General features: G+C 47.3%; 14 protein-coding genes and 1 pseudogene. 1 reads left to right on the forward strand and 14 read right to left on the reverse strand.

Going from position 1 to position 15,720, the window contains the following annotated elements; translation table 11 throughout:
• Nucleotides 1–72: 72 nt before the first annotated feature.
• The 11 genes from ACN6MW_RS03285 to ACN6MW_RS03335 form a co-directional block, all read right to left on the reverse strand.
• Entirely contained in the window at nt 73–1,779 is a 1,707-nt protein-coding gene (locus tag ACN6MW_RS03285; RefSeq protein ID WP_419874211.1) for a hypothetical protein, read from the reverse strand.
• A 73-nt stretch (nt 1,780–1,852) separates the two neighbouring features.
• Nucleotides 1,853–2,752 carry a carbohydrate ABC transporter permease gene (locus ACN6MW_RS03290; protein ID WP_419874212.1) on the reverse strand — a complete coding sequence of 300 codons (900 nt, stop codon included), beginning with the start codon at nt 2,750–2,752 and terminating at the stop codon, nt 1,853–1,855.
• The gene (locus ACN6MW_RS03295) at nt 2,753–3,646 is read right to left on the reverse strand and encodes an ABC transporter permease (RefSeq protein ID WP_364153300.1); all 894 of its coding nucleotides are present in this window, start codon (nt 3,644–3,646) and stop codon (nt 2,753–2,755) included.
• A 180-nt stretch (nt 3,647–3,826) separates the two neighbouring features.
• Nucleotides 3,827–4,810, reverse strand: a complete 984-nt coding sequence (locus ACN6MW_RS03300) for an ABC transporter permease (protein ID WP_419874213.1) — start codon at nt 4,808–4,810, stop codon at nt 3,827–3,829.
• Entirely contained in the window at nt 4,811–6,367 is a 1,557-nt protein-coding gene (locus ACN6MW_RS03305) for a sugar ABC transporter ATP-binding protein (RefSeq protein ID WP_419874214.1), read from the reverse strand.
• Between the two features lie 100 nt (nt 6,368–6,467).
• On the reverse strand, nt 6,468–7,487 hold the full coding sequence (locus tag ACN6MW_RS03310) for an ABC transporter substrate-binding protein (protein WP_419874215.1): 1,020 nt from the start codon (nt 7,485–7,487) through the stop codon (nt 6,468–6,470).
• Between the two features lie 370 nt (nt 7,488–7,857).
• Entirely contained in the window at nt 7,858–8,655 is a 798-nt protein-coding gene (locus tag ACN6MW_RS03315; RefSeq protein WP_419874216.1) for a DeoR/GlpR family DNA-binding transcription regulator, read from the reverse strand.
• A 296-nt stretch (nt 8,656–8,951) separates the two neighbouring features.
• Nucleotides 8,952–9,236, reverse strand: a complete 285-nt coding sequence (locus ACN6MW_RS03320; protein WP_364153287.1) for a LysM peptidoglycan-binding domain-containing protein — start codon at nt 9,234–9,236, stop codon at nt 8,952–8,954.
• Nucleotides 9,237–9,367: 131 nt separating this feature from the next.
• Nucleotides 9,368–9,790 carry a cupin domain-containing protein gene (locus ACN6MW_RS03325; RefSeq protein WP_419874217.1) on the reverse strand — a complete coding sequence of 141 codons (423 nt, stop codon included), beginning with the start codon at nt 9,788–9,790 and terminating at the stop codon, nt 9,368–9,370.
• On the reverse strand, nt 9,787–10,197 hold the full coding sequence (locus tag ACN6MW_RS03330) for a MerR family transcriptional regulator (protein WP_419874218.1): 411 nt from the start codon (nt 10,195–10,197) through the stop codon (nt 9,787–9,789). The genes ACN6MW_RS03325 and ACN6MW_RS03330 overlap by 4 nt, the downstream gene beginning before the upstream one ends.
• Nucleotides 10,198–10,291: 94 nt before the next feature.
• Complete coding sequence (locus tag ACN6MW_RS03335) at nt 10,292–11,269, reverse strand: aldo/keto reductase (RefSeq protein WP_419874219.1); 978 nt, start codon at nt 11,267–11,269, stop codon at nt 10,292–10,294.
• Nucleotides 11,270–11,473: 204 nt separating this feature from the next.
• On the opposite strand from ACN6MW_RS03335, the gene ACN6MW_RS03340 reads away from it, so the two are divergent.
• Complete coding sequence (locus ACN6MW_RS03340; RefSeq protein ID WP_419874220.1) at nt 11,474–12,022, forward strand: TetR/AcrR family transcriptional regulator; 549 nt, start codon at nt 11,474–11,476, stop codon at nt 12,020–12,022.
• Nucleotides 12,023–12,197: 175 nt separating this feature from the next.
• Here ACN6MW_RS03340 and ACN6MW_RS03345 read toward each other — a convergent pair.
• From ACN6MW_RS03345 to ACN6MW_RS03355, 3 genes and pseudogenes are all read right to left on the reverse strand, one after another.
• Nucleotides 12,198–13,218, reverse strand: a pseudogene (locus tag ACN6MW_RS03345) (NAD(P)-dependent alcohol dehydrogenase).
• A gap of 321 nt (nt 13,219–13,539) precedes the next feature.
• Nucleotides 13,540–14,916, reverse strand: coding sequence for a hypothetical protein (locus ACN6MW_RS03350; RefSeq protein ID WP_419874221.1), 1,377 nt, complete (start codon nt 14,914–14,916; stop codon nt 13,540–13,542).
• A 28-nt stretch (nt 14,917–14,944) separates the two neighbouring features.
• Nucleotides 14,945–15,715: a DODA-type extradiol aromatic ring-opening family dioxygenase gene (locus tag ACN6MW_RS03355; RefSeq protein WP_419874222.1), complete on the reverse strand. Its 771-nt coding sequence runs from the start codon at nt 15,713–15,715 to the stop codon at nt 14,945–14,947.
• Between the last annotated feature and the right edge of the window lie 5 nt (nt 15,716–15,720).

A 15,720-nucleotide genomic window follows, 5' to 3' on the forward strand; every position in this document is an offset into this window, starting at 1 on the left:
CATCATTCTACTCATTATACGTCCAATGGAAAAGGGAGCAACCTTATTGCAAGGTTGCTCCAACGGCATTTATCATTCGCCTTGTTCTTTGATCAAAGCCTCATATTGCGCAAGCCATTCTTGCTTGACCTCGCTCCAGTGGCTTCGTTTTTCCAGCGCATCGCGGAATGCCAGCCAAGTGTCTTCAAACTGCTCTTCGCTTTTTGACATGATAAGCTTCGCGCGGTATTCCTTACGGATATTTTCCAACTCAGGCAAGTATTTCTCCAGCAGTCCGCCTGTTTTAGCCTTCACGAGATCATGGGGTTGCGAGCTGCGAACGCCGCCCATCTGGCCAACCGCTTCGGTGAATTCCGCTGTTTTCTTGCTGCCGGCCTTATCGCTTTGGCCGTAGTTCCACCACGGATACCAGTCGTTGTTATAGGAAGAAATCATATAGAGTTCAGGCGTTACTTTTGCTTTTTGTGCAGGCTCGCCCGAATTGCGTGCTTTTTCGTATTCTGCGTCAATGTATTTCCATTGTCCGAGCGGCTGGTCAATCCAACCCCAGAACTTGCCTTCCGGACCTTCATTGATGACATTTTGTTGTTCTGCTTTTGGCTGCAGGGTGTAATCTAGAAACTTCAGAATCGACTCTATGTTTTTGGAGCCCTTGCTGATGTATACATCATAACCCGGGTAAGGATTAATCACGGTATTCGCTCCAAGCTTTTCCACGCCTTGTACTTTAGGGAACGGCACGACTTGATAGAACCAGCCCGGTTCAGTCGGTCCGTCCAGTTGTTCCCATAGGGACGCATCTACATTAAAGAAGCTTCCTACATTCATCGCTACCCGTCCAGCTTTGTTCTTCTCCTTGTAGCGTTCCTTCTTGTCGGTTACAACCTCGGGATCAACCAGATTCTCACGATACATCTTGTTCATCCATTGATAGGCAGCTTTATATTGCGGATCATCGTACAAGAGGACCAGCTCGTCGCCTTTTTTCTCGGCCGGAATGATTCCGCCGCCTGTTGTAACTCCGAACGTGCTCAGAATTGCGTTTTCATCGTTCCAGGTTGCTGTGTCATTAGGGTCCATCAAGAAACTAAGCGGCAGCAACGGCTTGCCGGAATCGTCTTTCTGCTCTGCCGCTTTCTTCAGATACGCTTCTACCCCTTCTATGGAAGCCAAATCCGCGACGGTCATGCCTGCTTTCTCCAGCACATCCGTACGAACGAGCCATGTCTGCGACGCCCAGCCCGGCCATGGGTTATCCGGATTTTGATCAAACCATGTGGGTATCGACCAAATATGGCCATCGGCATCCTTCATCTCTTCCAAATATTCTTTTGGAATGGCAGCTAGGCTGGGATACTTATCCGGCATATCAAAATATTGCTCGACCGGAAGGACCTTATTGGAGCGGATCATTGCTGCTTTTACGATTTCGCTGCGGCCAAATACGGCTGCATCTTCAAAGCCGCCGGTGTTCAGCTTCAGGTTAAGCGCTGTTACCGCGTCGCCCTGCGTAGCTTCAAGTTCTACTTCGATGCCCGGCTCTTCTTCTTTCCAATATTTTTGTACAAGGCTGTCATTGTTGATTGTCGCTGACCATCCCAGCCATAAATTAAACTTTTGCGAGCCCGCTGCCGCTTCTTCATTCTCTTTCTCTTCTACGGCGTTCCTTGTATTGTTGTTCGAAGAATTCGAATCCGAACATCCAACGGCAGCCGTAAGCAGCAGGCAGATTGCCATCGCTCCAAGTCCGCTATTTCTGAGCCACTTACCCTTGTTCATTCATTTTTCTCCCCTTTTTCGTTTCATTAATCCTGGTATATGGTTAATCCTGATACCCTCACATTGTTGGCTGTTACCCTTTGACCGAGCCAATGAGCACACCTTTTACAAAATACTTCTGGAGAAATGGATACACGCATAGGATCGGAATCGCGCTTACCATAACGGTTGCCATTTTGATTGACATCAAAGTCACGTTTTGCATTTGCGACCCTCTTGCCAATGCTTCCTGATTCGAATTCGATCCTAATATAGCCGACATATCCTGCGCTGAAAGCAGCTGCTGAAGAAAGGTTTGGACAGGGATTAGATTCTGCTCGGTGACGTAGAATGCTCCCGCGAACCAATCATTCCAGTGCCCGACTGCCGTGAATAAACCAATCGCCGCCAGCATCGGCTTCGATAATGGGACGATAATCTGAATAAGAATTCGAAAAGGTCCCGCACCGTCTAGCTCAGCCGACTCTATAAGCGCCTCCGGAATGCCTTGAATAAACTTCAGCATAACGAACATGTTCCATGCAGAGAATAGGCCCGGAATAATATAGACCATAAAATTGTTTATAAGACCCAGGTTATATAACTGGATATACAGGGGTACAAGTCCGCCGCTAAATAGCATGGTTATAAGAATATAGCTTAAAATCGATTTCCGGAACGGAATCCGTTGATAAGATAAGCCGAAAGCAACCATCAGCGTGACCAGAAGTCCGGCGATCGTACCGAGAACTGTCCGTGCAATCGTAATAAGATAAGCATGCTGGATGACTTCATTGCCTAACACGATTTCATAATTTATAAGTGTAAATGCTCTAGGCCATAAATACACCCCACCCTTCGCCGCATCGGTTCCCTCGTTCAACGAAATCGACAGCATGTAGGCGAACGGATAGAGCACGGATAAGCAAAGCAGCAGCATTAAAATGACGATAATACTTTGAGAGAGTATTTCTCCGGTTGAACGTTTCTTCAATTACCATAACCCCTCGCCATTCAATTTTCTGGATATCTGGTTGGTGAGAACGACCAGCACAAGGCTAATAAGCGAAGACAGCAGTCCAATAGCGGTAGCCATTCCAAAATAACCCTGCTGCAGCCCGCTTCGAAGGACATACGTATCCAGAACATCCGCCACCTGCATATTTGCCGGATTCATAAGCGGATAAATCTGATCCATGCCTACGGCGATTAAACTCGGGATGCTGAGAATAAGAACAATGGAGACGGTCGGCATAATGCCAGGCAGCGTTACATGCCGAATTTGAGCCCACTTCCCCGCGCCTTCCACTTTGGCTGCTTCATAGAGCTGCGGATCAATTGCCGAAATGGCTGCAAGATACAAAATCGTATTCCAGCCTACTTCCTTCCACAGACCGCTGGAAACAACCATTGGCCGGAACCATGCCTCCGATCCAAGGAAAAATATCGGCTCTCCGCCCATTTTGGTAATCAAGTCGTTAGCCAAACCGCCGTCTAACGTTAGAAAGGATTGCAAAATGTAAGCTACGACAATCCAAGAGAAGAAATGCGGCAAATAGCTCACGGACTGCACGAATCTTTTGAAGCCGGAATGAACCAGTTCATTAATCATGATGGCCAATACAATAGGGGCCGGAAAACCGAATACAAATTTCAATACCGAAATAAACAGCGTATTTTTCACAACGATCCAAAATTGCGATTCCTGCAAAAATGAAAAATTGTCCAGACCTACCCATGTGCTGTCCCAAATCGATGACCCGATCTGAAAATCCCGAAATGCGATTTGGATCCCTGCCATAGGAACATAATTGAACAAAAACAAAAGCAAAACGGCCGGCAAAATCATTACGTATTGCCAACGATATTTGTATAGGCTTGCTAACATGATGTTTCGTCCCTCCTTCTACTATTCATTGTAAGGGGATTCAAAAGCGTTAACTATATAACGATGATTGGATTTTCATCGTAATGATTTGCATTTGGTCTCCGCGAAGCACAAAAAAACACGCCTGTTTCAGCGTGTTTAACATTTGTATACGGTGGTGCCTAGGGAGAGGATCAATCATTAGCCTCGTCTGCGATTGCGAATGCGGTCCAGCAGCACGGCCGCAACGATAACGCAGCCCATGATAACCTTTTGCCAATAGGAATCCACGTTTAAGAGAGTCAAACCGTTGTTTAACACAGCAATAATTAAAACGCCGATGATTGTACCCTGGATGCGGCCGAAGCCTCCTACAAAGCTGGTTCCTCCGAGAATAACCGCTGCTATGGCGTCTAATTCCGCCATATTCCCTGCAGTAGGCTGCCCTGAGAAAAGCCTGCCGGCAAGGACGACACCTGCAATTCCGGCTAACAGCCCGCTGATGGAATAAACCTTGATAAGCGTTCGCTCAACCTTGATCCCCGTTAGCCTAGCAGCCTCTTCATTGCCTCCCACCGCATAGACATGACGGCCGAACATCGTGTATTTCAATACGAAAAACATAATGATGTAAACCAGCGTCATAATGTAGATCGGCGTTGGAATGCCGAGTATTTTACCTGCTCCGATAAATTTGAACGTCTCGTTCGTCAGTACAAGCGGGTATCCTCCGCTTATCACAAGCGCCAAGCCTCTTAAATAGGTCATGCTGCCCAGCGTGACGATAAAAGACGGCAGTTTGGGAACGGCAGTTAAATATCCGTTGATTGCGCCCGCGGCAAGCCCGATTGCCGCTCCAGCCAGCATGGAGATAATGGGATTGACGCCGGCGTTCGTAATCATGACCGAGATGACGCCCGACAAGGCAACCGTAGAACCGACGGAAAGATCGATGCCGCCCGTCAAAATGACAAGCGTCATCCCTGCCGCGAGAATTGCCGTAATCGATACCTGTTTAAAGATGTTCAGCATATTGCTCATTTCCAGAAAGTGGGGTGCGAAGACCGCCATTCCCGCGGTCAGCAGCAGCAGTATGATGACCATGCCCAATTGATTAAAGACATGGCTGAATTTTTTATTGATCATTTGGTCTTTGCCTACAGAAGGTTGAAGGTTAGTCTGCATTTAATTAATCTCCCCTGTTGCGTAATACATGATTTTTTCCTGCGTCGCTTCCTGCCTAGGCAGCTCCGCCTTGATCTTTCCTTCATGCATGACCAAAATGCGGTCGCTAATGCCTAATATCTCCGGCAGCTCGGAGGAAACGACCAGCACAGCAAGACCTTGCTCTGCAAGCTTGCTAATAATTTTATGAATTTCCGTTTTGGCCCCAATGTCTACGCCCCTGGTCGGTTCATCAAGCAGGAGTACCTTGGGCAAGGTTGACAGCCATCTTGCAATGACGACCTTTTGCTGGTTCCCGCCGCTGAGCCCCATTACGTTCTGGTTCTTGGATGCGGCTTTTACCCCTAAGTCCTGAATAAATTGTTCGGCATCCTTATTCATTCGCTCATACTGCAAGATGCCGCTATTGCGGTAGCTATGCATTTGGGCCATCAAAATATTTTCCTGAACAGACAGATTCGGAAATAAACCCTGCTCCTTCCTGCTTTCCGGAACATGGGCAATACCGTAACGGATGGCGTCGGAGGGCGACTGGATGTTCACAGGCTTCCCTTCGATGATGACTTGGCCGCCGCTAAGCGCCGATATACCGAATATAGCCCGCAGGAGCTCCGTCCTGCCCGCTCCCACCAAACCGGCCAAGCCGACGATTTCACCCGGATACAAGCAAAGCGAAATACCCTTTACCGTTTTTTTATCGGAAATATCGCGTAATTCCAGAACGGGCTCCCGCTTTGCCGTTACAGCAGTCTCCGAATATTTTCTTTGAAAAAGGTCCTTAATTTCCCTGCCGACCATAAGCTTTACCAGGTTATCCGGATTCGTATCCGATATCGGGCCGCTTGCAATCCATTTCCCGTCGCGCAGTACAGTGAACCGGTCGGAAATACGGAATATTTCATCCATGCGATGGGATATATAAACGATCGCGACGCCTTTGCGCTTAAGACCGTCTATAATAACGAACAGCTTTTCGATTTCTTTATCGGTTAATGACGCCGTAGGTTCGTCCATAATCAAAATTTCAGACTGAAAGGACAAGGCTCTGGCGATTTCCACCATTTGCTGCTGAGCAATGCTAAGCGAGGATACCTTTGCCTTTGGATCCAGAGTCGAGCCGATCGATCTTAAAATCGCTTCCGCTTTCTCATAAATGAGACTCCATTGAATAAGTCCCAGCTTGTTTCTCGGAAATTTCGTACCCATCAAAATATTTTCGCCGATCGACAGGTTGGGGGACAGACTGATTTCCTGATGGATGACGCTAATACCCTCATCTCTCGCCGCCATCGGACTCGGCCAGTCCGCCGATTCATTTTTATACAGAATATGGCCGGAATCCGGACGGTACACGCCGGCCATGATTTTCATCAAAGTTGATTTCCCTGCCCCATTCTCCCCCATGAGGGCATGAACCTCTCCCTTATACAACTCGATATTGACATTATGAAGAACTTGGACACCTGAAAAGGATTTATTTACGGACTCCATCTTCATGACAGGCTTCAACCCGGCATTCGGTTCCGCAGCGCGTTTTGTTGCTAGTACAGTCTCCATTTGGCCACTCCTTACTCCTTGTTACCTGATTACAACACGCGGTCAAAATTTGGACGAGATGCGTTGTCTGAATCAGATCACGCATCTCGCCCCCTAGATATTACCAGCCTTTGTAGGCATCTACATTATCCTGCGTAATCAATTCCGTCGGAATGAGCACTTGCGGCTCTACTGTCTCGCCGCCCAGAACCTTTATCGCCAACTCGATCCCTTGAATAGCCATTTGGTTCGGGAATTGAGCGGAAGTTGCCGCATAACTTTTCTTTTCTTTCAGAGCGTCTGCCGCGCTTGGCGCGCCGTCGACGCCTACAATGAAAAATTCATCCGAACGTCCAGCCTGCTCTTGAGCGATCTTGACGCCAACGCCTTCTTCGTCATTGATACAGAATACGGCATCGATCTGTTTATTCGCCTGAAGAATGCCTTCCATCAGCGTCAGCGCTTTTTCACGGTTACCTTCGCCGTTCTGATTAGCCACTACTTTAATGTCCGGGTATTTGGCCAATACTTCTTCGAAACCTTTGATCCGGTCGGTAACGGCAGATACCGGAGGTCCGTCGATAATGACGATGTTTCCTTTACCTTCCAAACGGTCAGCCAAATATTGACCGGCAAGGCGTCCTGCTTGCACATTATCGGACATGACGACGGTATCGATACCGCCTTCTGCGCTTCCGTCCAGCGCAACGACCGGAATGCCCGCAGCTTTCGCTTGCTGTACCGCGCCGGCAATTCCTTTGGAATCAAACGGGCTGAGCAGAATCAGATCCACCTTTTGCGTAATAAAATCTTCAAATTGCTGGGTTTGCTTCGCCAGATCGTGATCCGCCGATACGACGATGACTTCCGCGTTGTGCTTGGCAGCCACTTCTTGAGCACCCTTTGACATGGCAACAAAGAAAGGGTTACCCAGCGTTGGAACTGTCAATCCGATTTTCATTTTTTTCTGTTCCGGCTGGTCATCCGTTTTACCCGAATCCGTTTCTTTATTCGCCGCTTCATTGGTCGCAGCCGACGTATTATTTGAGCCTGTTTTGCTGCCTCCGTTACTGCCTGAGCAGCCGGAAAGGACGAACACCAGAGCCAATATGATTAGACCAAACGTTTTATATGATTTCATTGAGTACCCTCCAATATTTTTTGAGAAAATATACGCACCGGCTGCACTTGATTTATTCCGTCAAATTTAAGACAATACAAATAGACTTGCTTTTTAAATCTTCACGATTTTTTAAGCATGTTCAAATACGGGTGTGAACAACTGGGCTGCAACCATTCGCCGTGGACTAAGCCGTTGTTTACACTCGTTCTTTTATGATTTTTGTTCTGACTGAGATCAACTCCTTTTGGCTCCAATCGGTTATGCGAGCCGCATACTGAAACAAACTCCCCTTGAAGCGCCTGCTATGGTATTATCCTATCTCCTCTAAAGCATCACCTCCTTAACATTTCGACTATAAGAAATCGCTTACAAAGCATCGGAATAAAGATTAGCTGTTCCCCGCCTCATCTTTCCTGGCACTGCAAGGTACCACGTGGAGCATTAATCCATTGCGTTTGAATACGCCTATGCTTTCTTCCGATATACCGTCATCCGTCACGAATAATTGAATGTCAGACAACTTGGCAAACTTCACATGTTTAATTTCATCAATCTTGGATGAATCGGCCAGCAGGATCACTTCCTTCGCGCTCGCAATCATTTTGCGCTTGATACTCGCCTCGTCTATGTTCGGCGTACTGATGCCTTCAACCGGATGAATGCCATTTGTCGCGATGAATGCTTTATCTACGTGAATCATGCTGAGAATATGTTCAGCGAACGGACCGACAAGAGACATAACCTCTTTGCGCAATGTACCGCCCAAAAATATCAGCTCGATGCCGTTATAAGCCTGGAGCTCTTGTGCCAAAGGCACTGCGTTCGTTACGATCGTCAGCTTTTTGAATCGCTTCAATTCCTTGGCCAGATATAGCATTGTTGTGCCGGAATCGAGCAAAATAACGTCACCGTCCTCTATGTACTGCACGGCACCTTCCGCAATCGCTTTCTTTTGTTCGCAGTTGCTGATTTCCTTTTCAATAAAAGAAGGCTCAAAATGGACGTTGTACAAAGGAATGGCTCCGCCATGCGTCCGCTTGAGATGATTGCTCTCTTCCAATTCCTTCAGATCGCGGCGAATCGTAGATTCCGAAACCTGGAGCTCCTGTATCAGTCCTTGCACGTCTACGCGATAACATTCGTTTAATATGTCCAGTATTCTTCTCTTCCGCTCTAATTCGTACATAAGCACAGCCTCCAGCTTCACTTACCCAAATGATTGATTTTGACTACATCTATGACCGTTTACATTCATATTTGACCGTTTGTGATTTGGTTTGATTATAGTTTGGACTTCCATTCTATGTCAATCCTCTTTTTTTTGAACGGATTATAGCAACAACAATTTATAGAAAAACGATTACGTAATGCATTGACAGATAAAAAGAAAACGTTTACCATATTCTTAAATATCGATTTTGCATTTTTTCCGTCACATGGATTACCTTGTAAAAGAAAAAAGATCCGCCGTCGCGGACCCTTTTATGATTGCTGCTCCAGACGATCCACGCGCCTGCGAAGACGCTCAAATTCATTGGACAAACGTTCCACTTGACGTTCCAAGCGCGTTACCCTGCGCTCTAGGTTATCCGGTGCGGGCGGGCTAGGCGGAAACGGCGGCCCGGGTATAGGGATGTATATCGTTAACCCGACATAAATATAGTTGGGGTTTGTCAGGCCGTTCGCCTGCATGATGGCTTGAACGGAAGTTCCAAACCTCGAAGCGATCGACCAAAGCGTATCGCCGGGCTGCACCACGTAATTCATGAAATATTCCTCCCGATAATTAAATCCTTACCGAGATAGTGTATGTGCCCATGGCTTTTATTGATTGAGGCTAATGCCTATTTCGCAGCCTATTCCAGTTCTAGCTCTTCTTGATTAGGATAGCCCTGCTGTTATCGCTGAAAACCGTTGTGATATTGCTCATCCATTACGGGCTCCAACCATTCGGTATCGCCCTTTTGGACATTCGTGCTTATCGCAATATGCGCAAACCAGCTGTCCGGCGTTGCCCCATGCCAATGTTTCACATCCGGATCGATCTTGACGACATCCCCTTCACGAAGGATCTCGACCGGTTTGCCTTCCTCCTGATAATAACCTATACCGCCAGTAACAAGCAGAATCTGTCCGCCAGGGTGCTTATGCCAATTATTTCTTGCGCCTGGTTCGAATGTTACATTGCCAATCGGGCAATTAAATGTAGCATCGAAAGGAACAATCATTTCGAGCCACGCTGTACCGATGAAATAGTTATTCGTAATTTTATCGCCTTTCGGGAAGATGACGCCTTCAGTCAAATGATTGGATGGATTCATTTTCGATTCTCCTCATCGTACTCATTTTCGAGCCTTGTTAGTGTTTTTTCTTTTTCACGTACAGTCTGTTCATATCTAGTAATTTTATCATTAAGCCGTTCCAGCGTAGACTTCATGTCTTCCATTCTTATGATCAGCTGTTCACGCTGCTCAATTAACAGCTCTTTTCTTGCCTCAAGCGTTTCATCGCCTTGTTGGAACATCCCGACATAATCGATCAAGGCTTCAATTGGAAGACCGGCGTTTCGCATACATTTAATGAATTCAACCCATCGAAGGTTTTCTTCCGTATACTCCCTAATACCGCTTTTATTGCGATTCACAGGAGGAAGCAATCCAATCCGTTCATAGTAGCGGAGCGTATCCTGTGAAAGTTCAAATTTGGTACTGACTTCTGCCATCCTCATGCGTTTACCCTCCTAATTCCGACATTGTCCTTAATCTAACACAAATAGGAATGAAAAAGGATCAATTACATCTCAGCGATCCATCTTACGATGATTAAAAGCCGGAAATCGGATGCGGTACATACGCCTCTTCCAAGCTCGCAATTTCGTTTTCATCCAGCTTCACCGATACAGCAGCCACTGCATCCTCCAAATGATGCGGCTTAGTTGCACCGACGATCGGCGCCGTTACCGGCTCCTTCTGCAGCACCCACGCCAGCGCGACTTGCGCGCGAGGGATGCCGCGGTTCGCCGCAACCTCAGCAACTCTTTCCACGACTTTACGATCAGCGTCTGCCGTTTTCGAATAGAACGCTTTTGCGACTTGGTCATTCGAGGAACGGGCTGTTTGCTCATTCCAATCCCGGGTCAATAGGCCTTTCGCAAGCGGACTCCATGGGATAACACCGATTCCATCTTCACGGCAGAGCGGCAGCATCTCCCTCTCTTCTTCCCTATACAGGAGATTCAAGTGATTCTGCATGGAAATAAACTTTGTCCACCCGTTCCGTTCCGCGGCATGCTGCGCCTTCAAAAACTGCCAAGCGTACATGGAGGAAGCCCCTATATATCTTGCCTTTCCTGCTTTCACGACGTCATGCAGCGCTTCCATCGTTTCTTCTATCGGAGTACCGTAGTCCCAACGGTGGATCTGGTATAAATCCACGTAATCCGTACCCAGCCGCCGCAGGCTGTTGTCGATTTCATTCATGATCGCCTTACGGGACAGTCCTTCGCCATTCGGGCCCGGGTGCATACGGAAACGAACTTTGGTCGCAAGCACGATTTCCTCTCGACGGGCGAAGCTCTTAAGTGCGCGTCCGACAAACTCCTCGCTTGTACCATCCGAATACATATTCGCCGTATCAAAAAAGTTAATTCCGAGCTCCAGCGCTTGTTTAATAAACGATCTGCTTTCCTCTTCATTCAGCGACCACGGGGCGTTTCCGCGTTCGGGCATTCCATAGCTCATACAACCAAGGCAAATACGCGAAACATCCAAGCCGGTACGTCCAAGTTTGACATAATCCATTCGTCATTCGCTCCTTTGTCTTTAATTAGGAAAAGCACTGCTTAGATAAGCTTACAGCCTGGAGTTAACTCCAAGTCAATACGGATTACGGATCTATTATAAATATATCCAAAATCATTGAAAAATCGGATCATTATTAAACCTTGATATAATAATGAACAGTTGTATATAATTATAAAATATTACAGAACGAAGGTGACCTCTATGACTAAAGTGGATCGAAGAATTCTCAAAACACAGGAAGCATTAAAAAAAGCCGTTATCGAACTCATGTCAGAAAAAAAATTCGATGACATTACGATACAAGAGCTATCTGACAAGGCTAATGTAAGCCGAGGAACGATCTATCTTCATTACTTGGATAAATACGACTTGCTCGATAAGCTTATCGAGACCCATATCAATGAACTCCGCGAAATGTGCAAAGCGGCAGCCGATATGGATTTCATAGACGGGTCACTGATTTGGACCGAGTACTTCGATCAGAATTACACGTTCTTTTCGATGATGCTAACGAGTAAAGGCGCTCCATATTTTCGCAATCGTTTTCTCGACTTTCTTGTCGAAGAGTTCCAGGATGAGGTTGATATAACCAAAGGCATAAACGAAGGATTAAATAAAGATGTTGTCGTTCGGTTCGTTGCATCGGCTTACGTCGGCGTAGTAGAGTACTGGTTCACGAACGACAGGCCGTTCCCCCATCATGTTTTGGCCGAACAGCTAGGAACATTACTGGAAAGAATCTGTAATTAGGCCTCGGAAACCCAACATGTTTAGAATTTACTGTTTTGTTTCATTTCAATCGATGGAAGCTAAAACCTTATTTCTTGAGCTTAGCTTTTGCCCGATACGACATACGACTTTGTGTCTCCAGCTTCTACTTAATAATAAACGGACCACCGAATCCTCAGTGGTCCGTTTATTAATCTTACAAAGTAGACATGTCAATGACGAAGCGATATCGCACATCGCTGCGCAGCACGCGCTGATATGCCTCGTCGACTTGGTCGGCACGAATTAACTCAATTTTAGGAACGATACCGTGTTGAGCGGAGAAATTAAGCATCTCTTGGGTTTCCCGAATCCCGCCAACGAGCGAACCGGCAAGGTTGCGTCGTTTCATGATCAAGGAAAAGACATGGTACTTGTCCGATTCAGCCGGCGCACCGACATTCACAAGCGTTCCGTCTACGCGAAGCAAGGATAGGTACGCATCGACGTCAAGATTTGCGGCAACGGTGTTTAAAATGAGGTCGAAACGATTGGCAAGCTCTGTGAACACAGCGGGATCGCTCGTTGCAAAATAATGGTCCGCTCCCAATTCGAAAGCTTCGCTTTTCTTATTCATGGACTGACTCAAAACCGTTACTTCCGCACCTAACGCATGCGCGTATTGTACCGCCAGGTGGCCAAGCCCGCCCATTCCCACAATGGCAACTTTCTTGCCCGGGCCGGCGTTCCAGTGCTTCAACGGAGAATATGTTGTGATGCCAGCACATAAAAGGGGGCTAGCAGCATCCAACTCCAGGCTGTCGGGAATGCGGACAACAAATCTTTCGGTGACGACGATTTTTTGGCTATATCCGCCGTAAGTTGGATTGCCATCGTAGTCTAACGAATTATAGGTTCCGACATAACCCTTCGTACAAAATTGCTCTTCACCCTTGAGGCAGTATTCGCATTCTCCGCAGGAATCAATAAAACAACCTACGCCAACGCGATCGCCAATGGCAAATTCCGTAACAGCCGGTCCTACTGCTGTGGCCGGGAACCATTGGAAAGATCCCGCCTCCCCATTCACCGAATGCATTGTGGATGTCGGAATGGCAAATCCCGCTAAACTTAATATCGATCAAGATATCGTTCGGTCGTAGTTCTCTCCGCTCAATCGTGGTCTTTTTAAATGGCGCTTTCGCACTTGCAACACTTAAAACATGCGTTTTACACATATCTTCACTCTACTCCTTTAATGAACGAAGAAGCAGCAATTGTTCAGTAAAATTAAGACCGTTAGTAATCCACCACCTTGATTTAATCTTGCATGGTTAGAAGCTCGAATGGAGTATACTACTAGGAGTTAACTCCAGGTCAACAAGAAATATTGTGTGAAAGCTTATTGAATGACCGATCCGGTCAATCCCCGCAACAAAAACAGCGACTTCCAGGGACTTTAATCGTCCTAGGCGTCGCTGTTTTTCCAAACATTTTTATGTAGACATTTCACGATATCATTCCTGCTGCAGCCTTAAACCTACAAAACGTTTCGTTAATTAATTCCCCAACATAGGGACTAGTTCACCCATAACCATTAAATAAATTAGCAGAACGACCGCCATACAACCGGCATATTTATAATTCGATCCGGCCATCTCAAACACCGGCTTCTTAAAGAGACCAGCCAGCAAGTTGTTCACGGCCGAGGCCGGCGATATAGGATTGGACAATGCCCAGCTTCCGAGCAGCAACACTGCGAAATAAGTCGGGCTAATCTGCACGCTCAAAGGATCAATGCCGCCCGCAAGGATAGTCACCGGCACGATTGGATGAAGACCGATCAAGGATGATCCCCCAATTAAAGCCACCGTCAAAACGGAAAATGTTAAGAATTCAGGCAGCGGGATATGCTCCAGCAGAACGGGAACAGCGGAACCGAACTTCGTTGCGCCAATTGACCCGCTGAAGAAGCCTGCGGCCAGAAACAGCGTTATCTCCTTCTGCAAAGCAGGTAAAGTGACCGTAACATGATTCTTAACTCCTTGCTTGTATACGGCCATCGCCCCCTTTGCCAAGCACCAGATCAGAGGAAATAATACAGCCGCCATACAGATTAACATGACCATTGGCAGCTCGATCAGCTGCTCCATCGCTAAGATGACAATAATCGCAGCTATTAAATATAGCCCGAGTCCGAACGGAAAAGCGGCTCTCTCCTTGTTTTCCACGGGTAGTTGAGGCGCTTCTATTTCGGCGTGACGCAATTTACGCAGATCGACCGCCCAGCTTACGGCGAGACTTAGAATTGCCAATCCGAGCAAATAAGGCAGAATGGACGTCCAGGGCAGCCCAAGTGCCGAGGTCACGAGCGCCATCGCGGCGAAATATGGCGACCAAAGGATCGCTCCTGCAAATCCCCGGTTTAGCGCATTGCCAAGCAGCAGCGCCATACCGGGCTGAGGCTTTACAAAGACCATTTGATAGACGACAGGGATCGAACCAACGTTGATGAATACACCCATGATTTGGGTCAGCAACTGCGTTCCCACGAATAAAGCTGCATTACTGCGAAGATTCGCTTCGTAAAACCGCTTCAAGGCTTCAATATACTCGGGAAGCCGAACAGGAATCCCAAACAAAGGCGCGAATAGGAACAGCGTAACGATCGTCACGTTTATTTCGGCCGCCTCGAACCAAACCGCGGTATCCGCTTTCTGCAGCAGCAAAAGGATCGCCCCGGCTGCCATAAAAAATGCGGTAAGCCAACGCGTCATCCCCTTAAGCTTTGGAAGCAGCAAGGCGATTGCAATAAAGACCAAGCTTCCCAGCAAAGGGGAAAGCATCTTCAGCTGCGTCAACTGCTGTACAATATAAACTACGGCAATGGAGAATATAATCGTCCTCTCCATTGCCGTCTTCACCGCGGATATCATCCGATCCGCCCTCTTTCACTTATCATGATTAATTAAATTGCCAGCAGCTTAAGCTTAGATTACCGTACTGATAGCTGCGATGAATCAGCTTCGCCTCACGGTTAGCATCGCCGGTTCCCATCGCAAGAAGAAGAGGAATAAAATGTTCATTCGTTGGTACGGCCTCTTCGGCATGAGGAGCCAGCTCGCGATATTGAAAAAGCGACTGCGTATCCCATGACTCGAGCTTACTCTGGAGCCAGTTGTCGAACTTCTCCGCCCACTCATCAGCGCGATCGGACTGCCATTTTAATCCTCTTAAATTATGAACGGTTCCACCGCTTCCAATGATAAGAATATCCTGCTCCCTAAGCTCCGTCAATGCCTTGCCAATCTGATACTGCTGCGCATTGGACAAGTTTCGGTTCACGGAAAGAGCGATAACCGGAATATCCGCATCCGGATATAACAGCTTCAGAACCGCCCAAGCCCCATGGTCCAGTCCTCTTCTCTCATTCAGAACGCTCTGAATGTCTTGCTTCGCAAACATCGATTGAATCTGCTCAATTAGCTGGCGATCGCTTTGGGCCGGATAGGTCATCTCGTAAAGCTCATCCTGAAACCCGCCAAAATCATAAATCGTTTCATACTTTTCAGCAGCGCTGACTGTCTGGACCGCCTCCTCCCAATGAGCCGAAAAGAGCACGATCGCTTTCGGTTTAGGCGTATGATCCTTAAAGGTCTTTAGCAGTTGTGTATATTCGTTATCCTCAAGCACGATCGACGGGGCGCCGTGCGCGAAAAAATAGGAAGGCATCATTCGGC

It is taken from the genome of Pristimantibacillus sp. PTI5 (assembly GCF_048572955.1).
Classification (GTDB): domain Bacteria; phylum Bacillota; class Bacilli; order Paenibacillales; family Paenibacillaceae; genus Pristimantibacillus.

What these genes read in the sequence shown, in the direction of transcription:
- ACN6MW_RS03285 (WP_419874211.1), bottom strand. Translation starts at nt 1,779, where the DNA reads ATGAACAAGGGTAAGTGGCTCAGAAATAGCGGACTTGGAGCGATGGCA.
- ACN6MW_RS03295 (WP_364153300.1), bottom strand. Translation starts at nt 3,646, where the DNA reads ATGTTAGCAAGCCTATACAAATATCGTTGGCAATACGTAATGATTTTG.
- ACN6MW_RS03300 (WP_419874213.1), bottom strand. Translation starts at nt 4,810, where the DNA reads ATGCAGACTAACCTTCAACCTTCTGTAGGCAAAGACCAAATGATCAAT.
- ACN6MW_RS03305 (WP_419874214.1), bottom strand. Translation starts at nt 6,367, where the DNA reads ATGGAGACTGTACTAGCAACAAAACGCGCTGCGGAACCGAATGCCGGG.
- ACN6MW_RS03310 (WP_419874215.1), bottom strand. Translation starts at nt 7,487, where the DNA reads ATGAAATCATATAAAACGTTTGGTCTAATCATATTGGCTCTGGTGTTC.
- ACN6MW_RS03315 (WP_419874216.1), bottom strand. Translation starts at nt 8,655, where the DNA reads ATGTACGAATTAGAGCGGAAGAGAAGAATACTGGACATATTAAACGAA.
- ACN6MW_RS03320 (WP_364153287.1), bottom strand. Translation starts at nt 9,236, where the DNA reads ATGAATTACGTGGTGCAGCCCGGCGATACGCTTTGGTCGATCGCTTCG.
- ACN6MW_RS03325 (WP_419874217.1), bottom strand. Translation starts at nt 9,790, where the DNA reads ATGAATCCATCCAATCATTTGACTGAAGGCGTCATCTTCCCGAAAGGC.
- ACN6MW_RS03330 (WP_419874218.1), bottom strand. Translation starts at nt 10,197, where the DNA reads ATGAGGATGGCAGAAGTCAGTACCAAATTTGAACTTTCACAGGATACG.
- ACN6MW_RS03335 (WP_419874219.1), bottom strand. Translation starts at nt 11,269, where the DNA reads ATGGATTATGTCAAACTTGGACGTACCGGCTTGGATGTTTCGCGTATT.
- ACN6MW_RS03340 (WP_419874220.1), top strand. Translation starts at nt 11,474, where the DNA reads ATGACTAAAGTGGATCGAAGAATTCTCAAAACACAGGAAGCATTAAAA.
- ACN6MW_RS03350 (WP_419874221.1), bottom strand. Translation starts at nt 14,916, where the DNA reads ATGATATCCGCGGTGAAGACGGCAATGGAGAGGACGATTATATTCTCC.
- ACN6MW_RS03355 (WP_419874222.1), bottom strand. Translation starts at nt 15,715, where the DNA reads ATGATGCCTTCCTATTTTTTCGCGCACGGCGCCCCGTCGATCGTGCTT.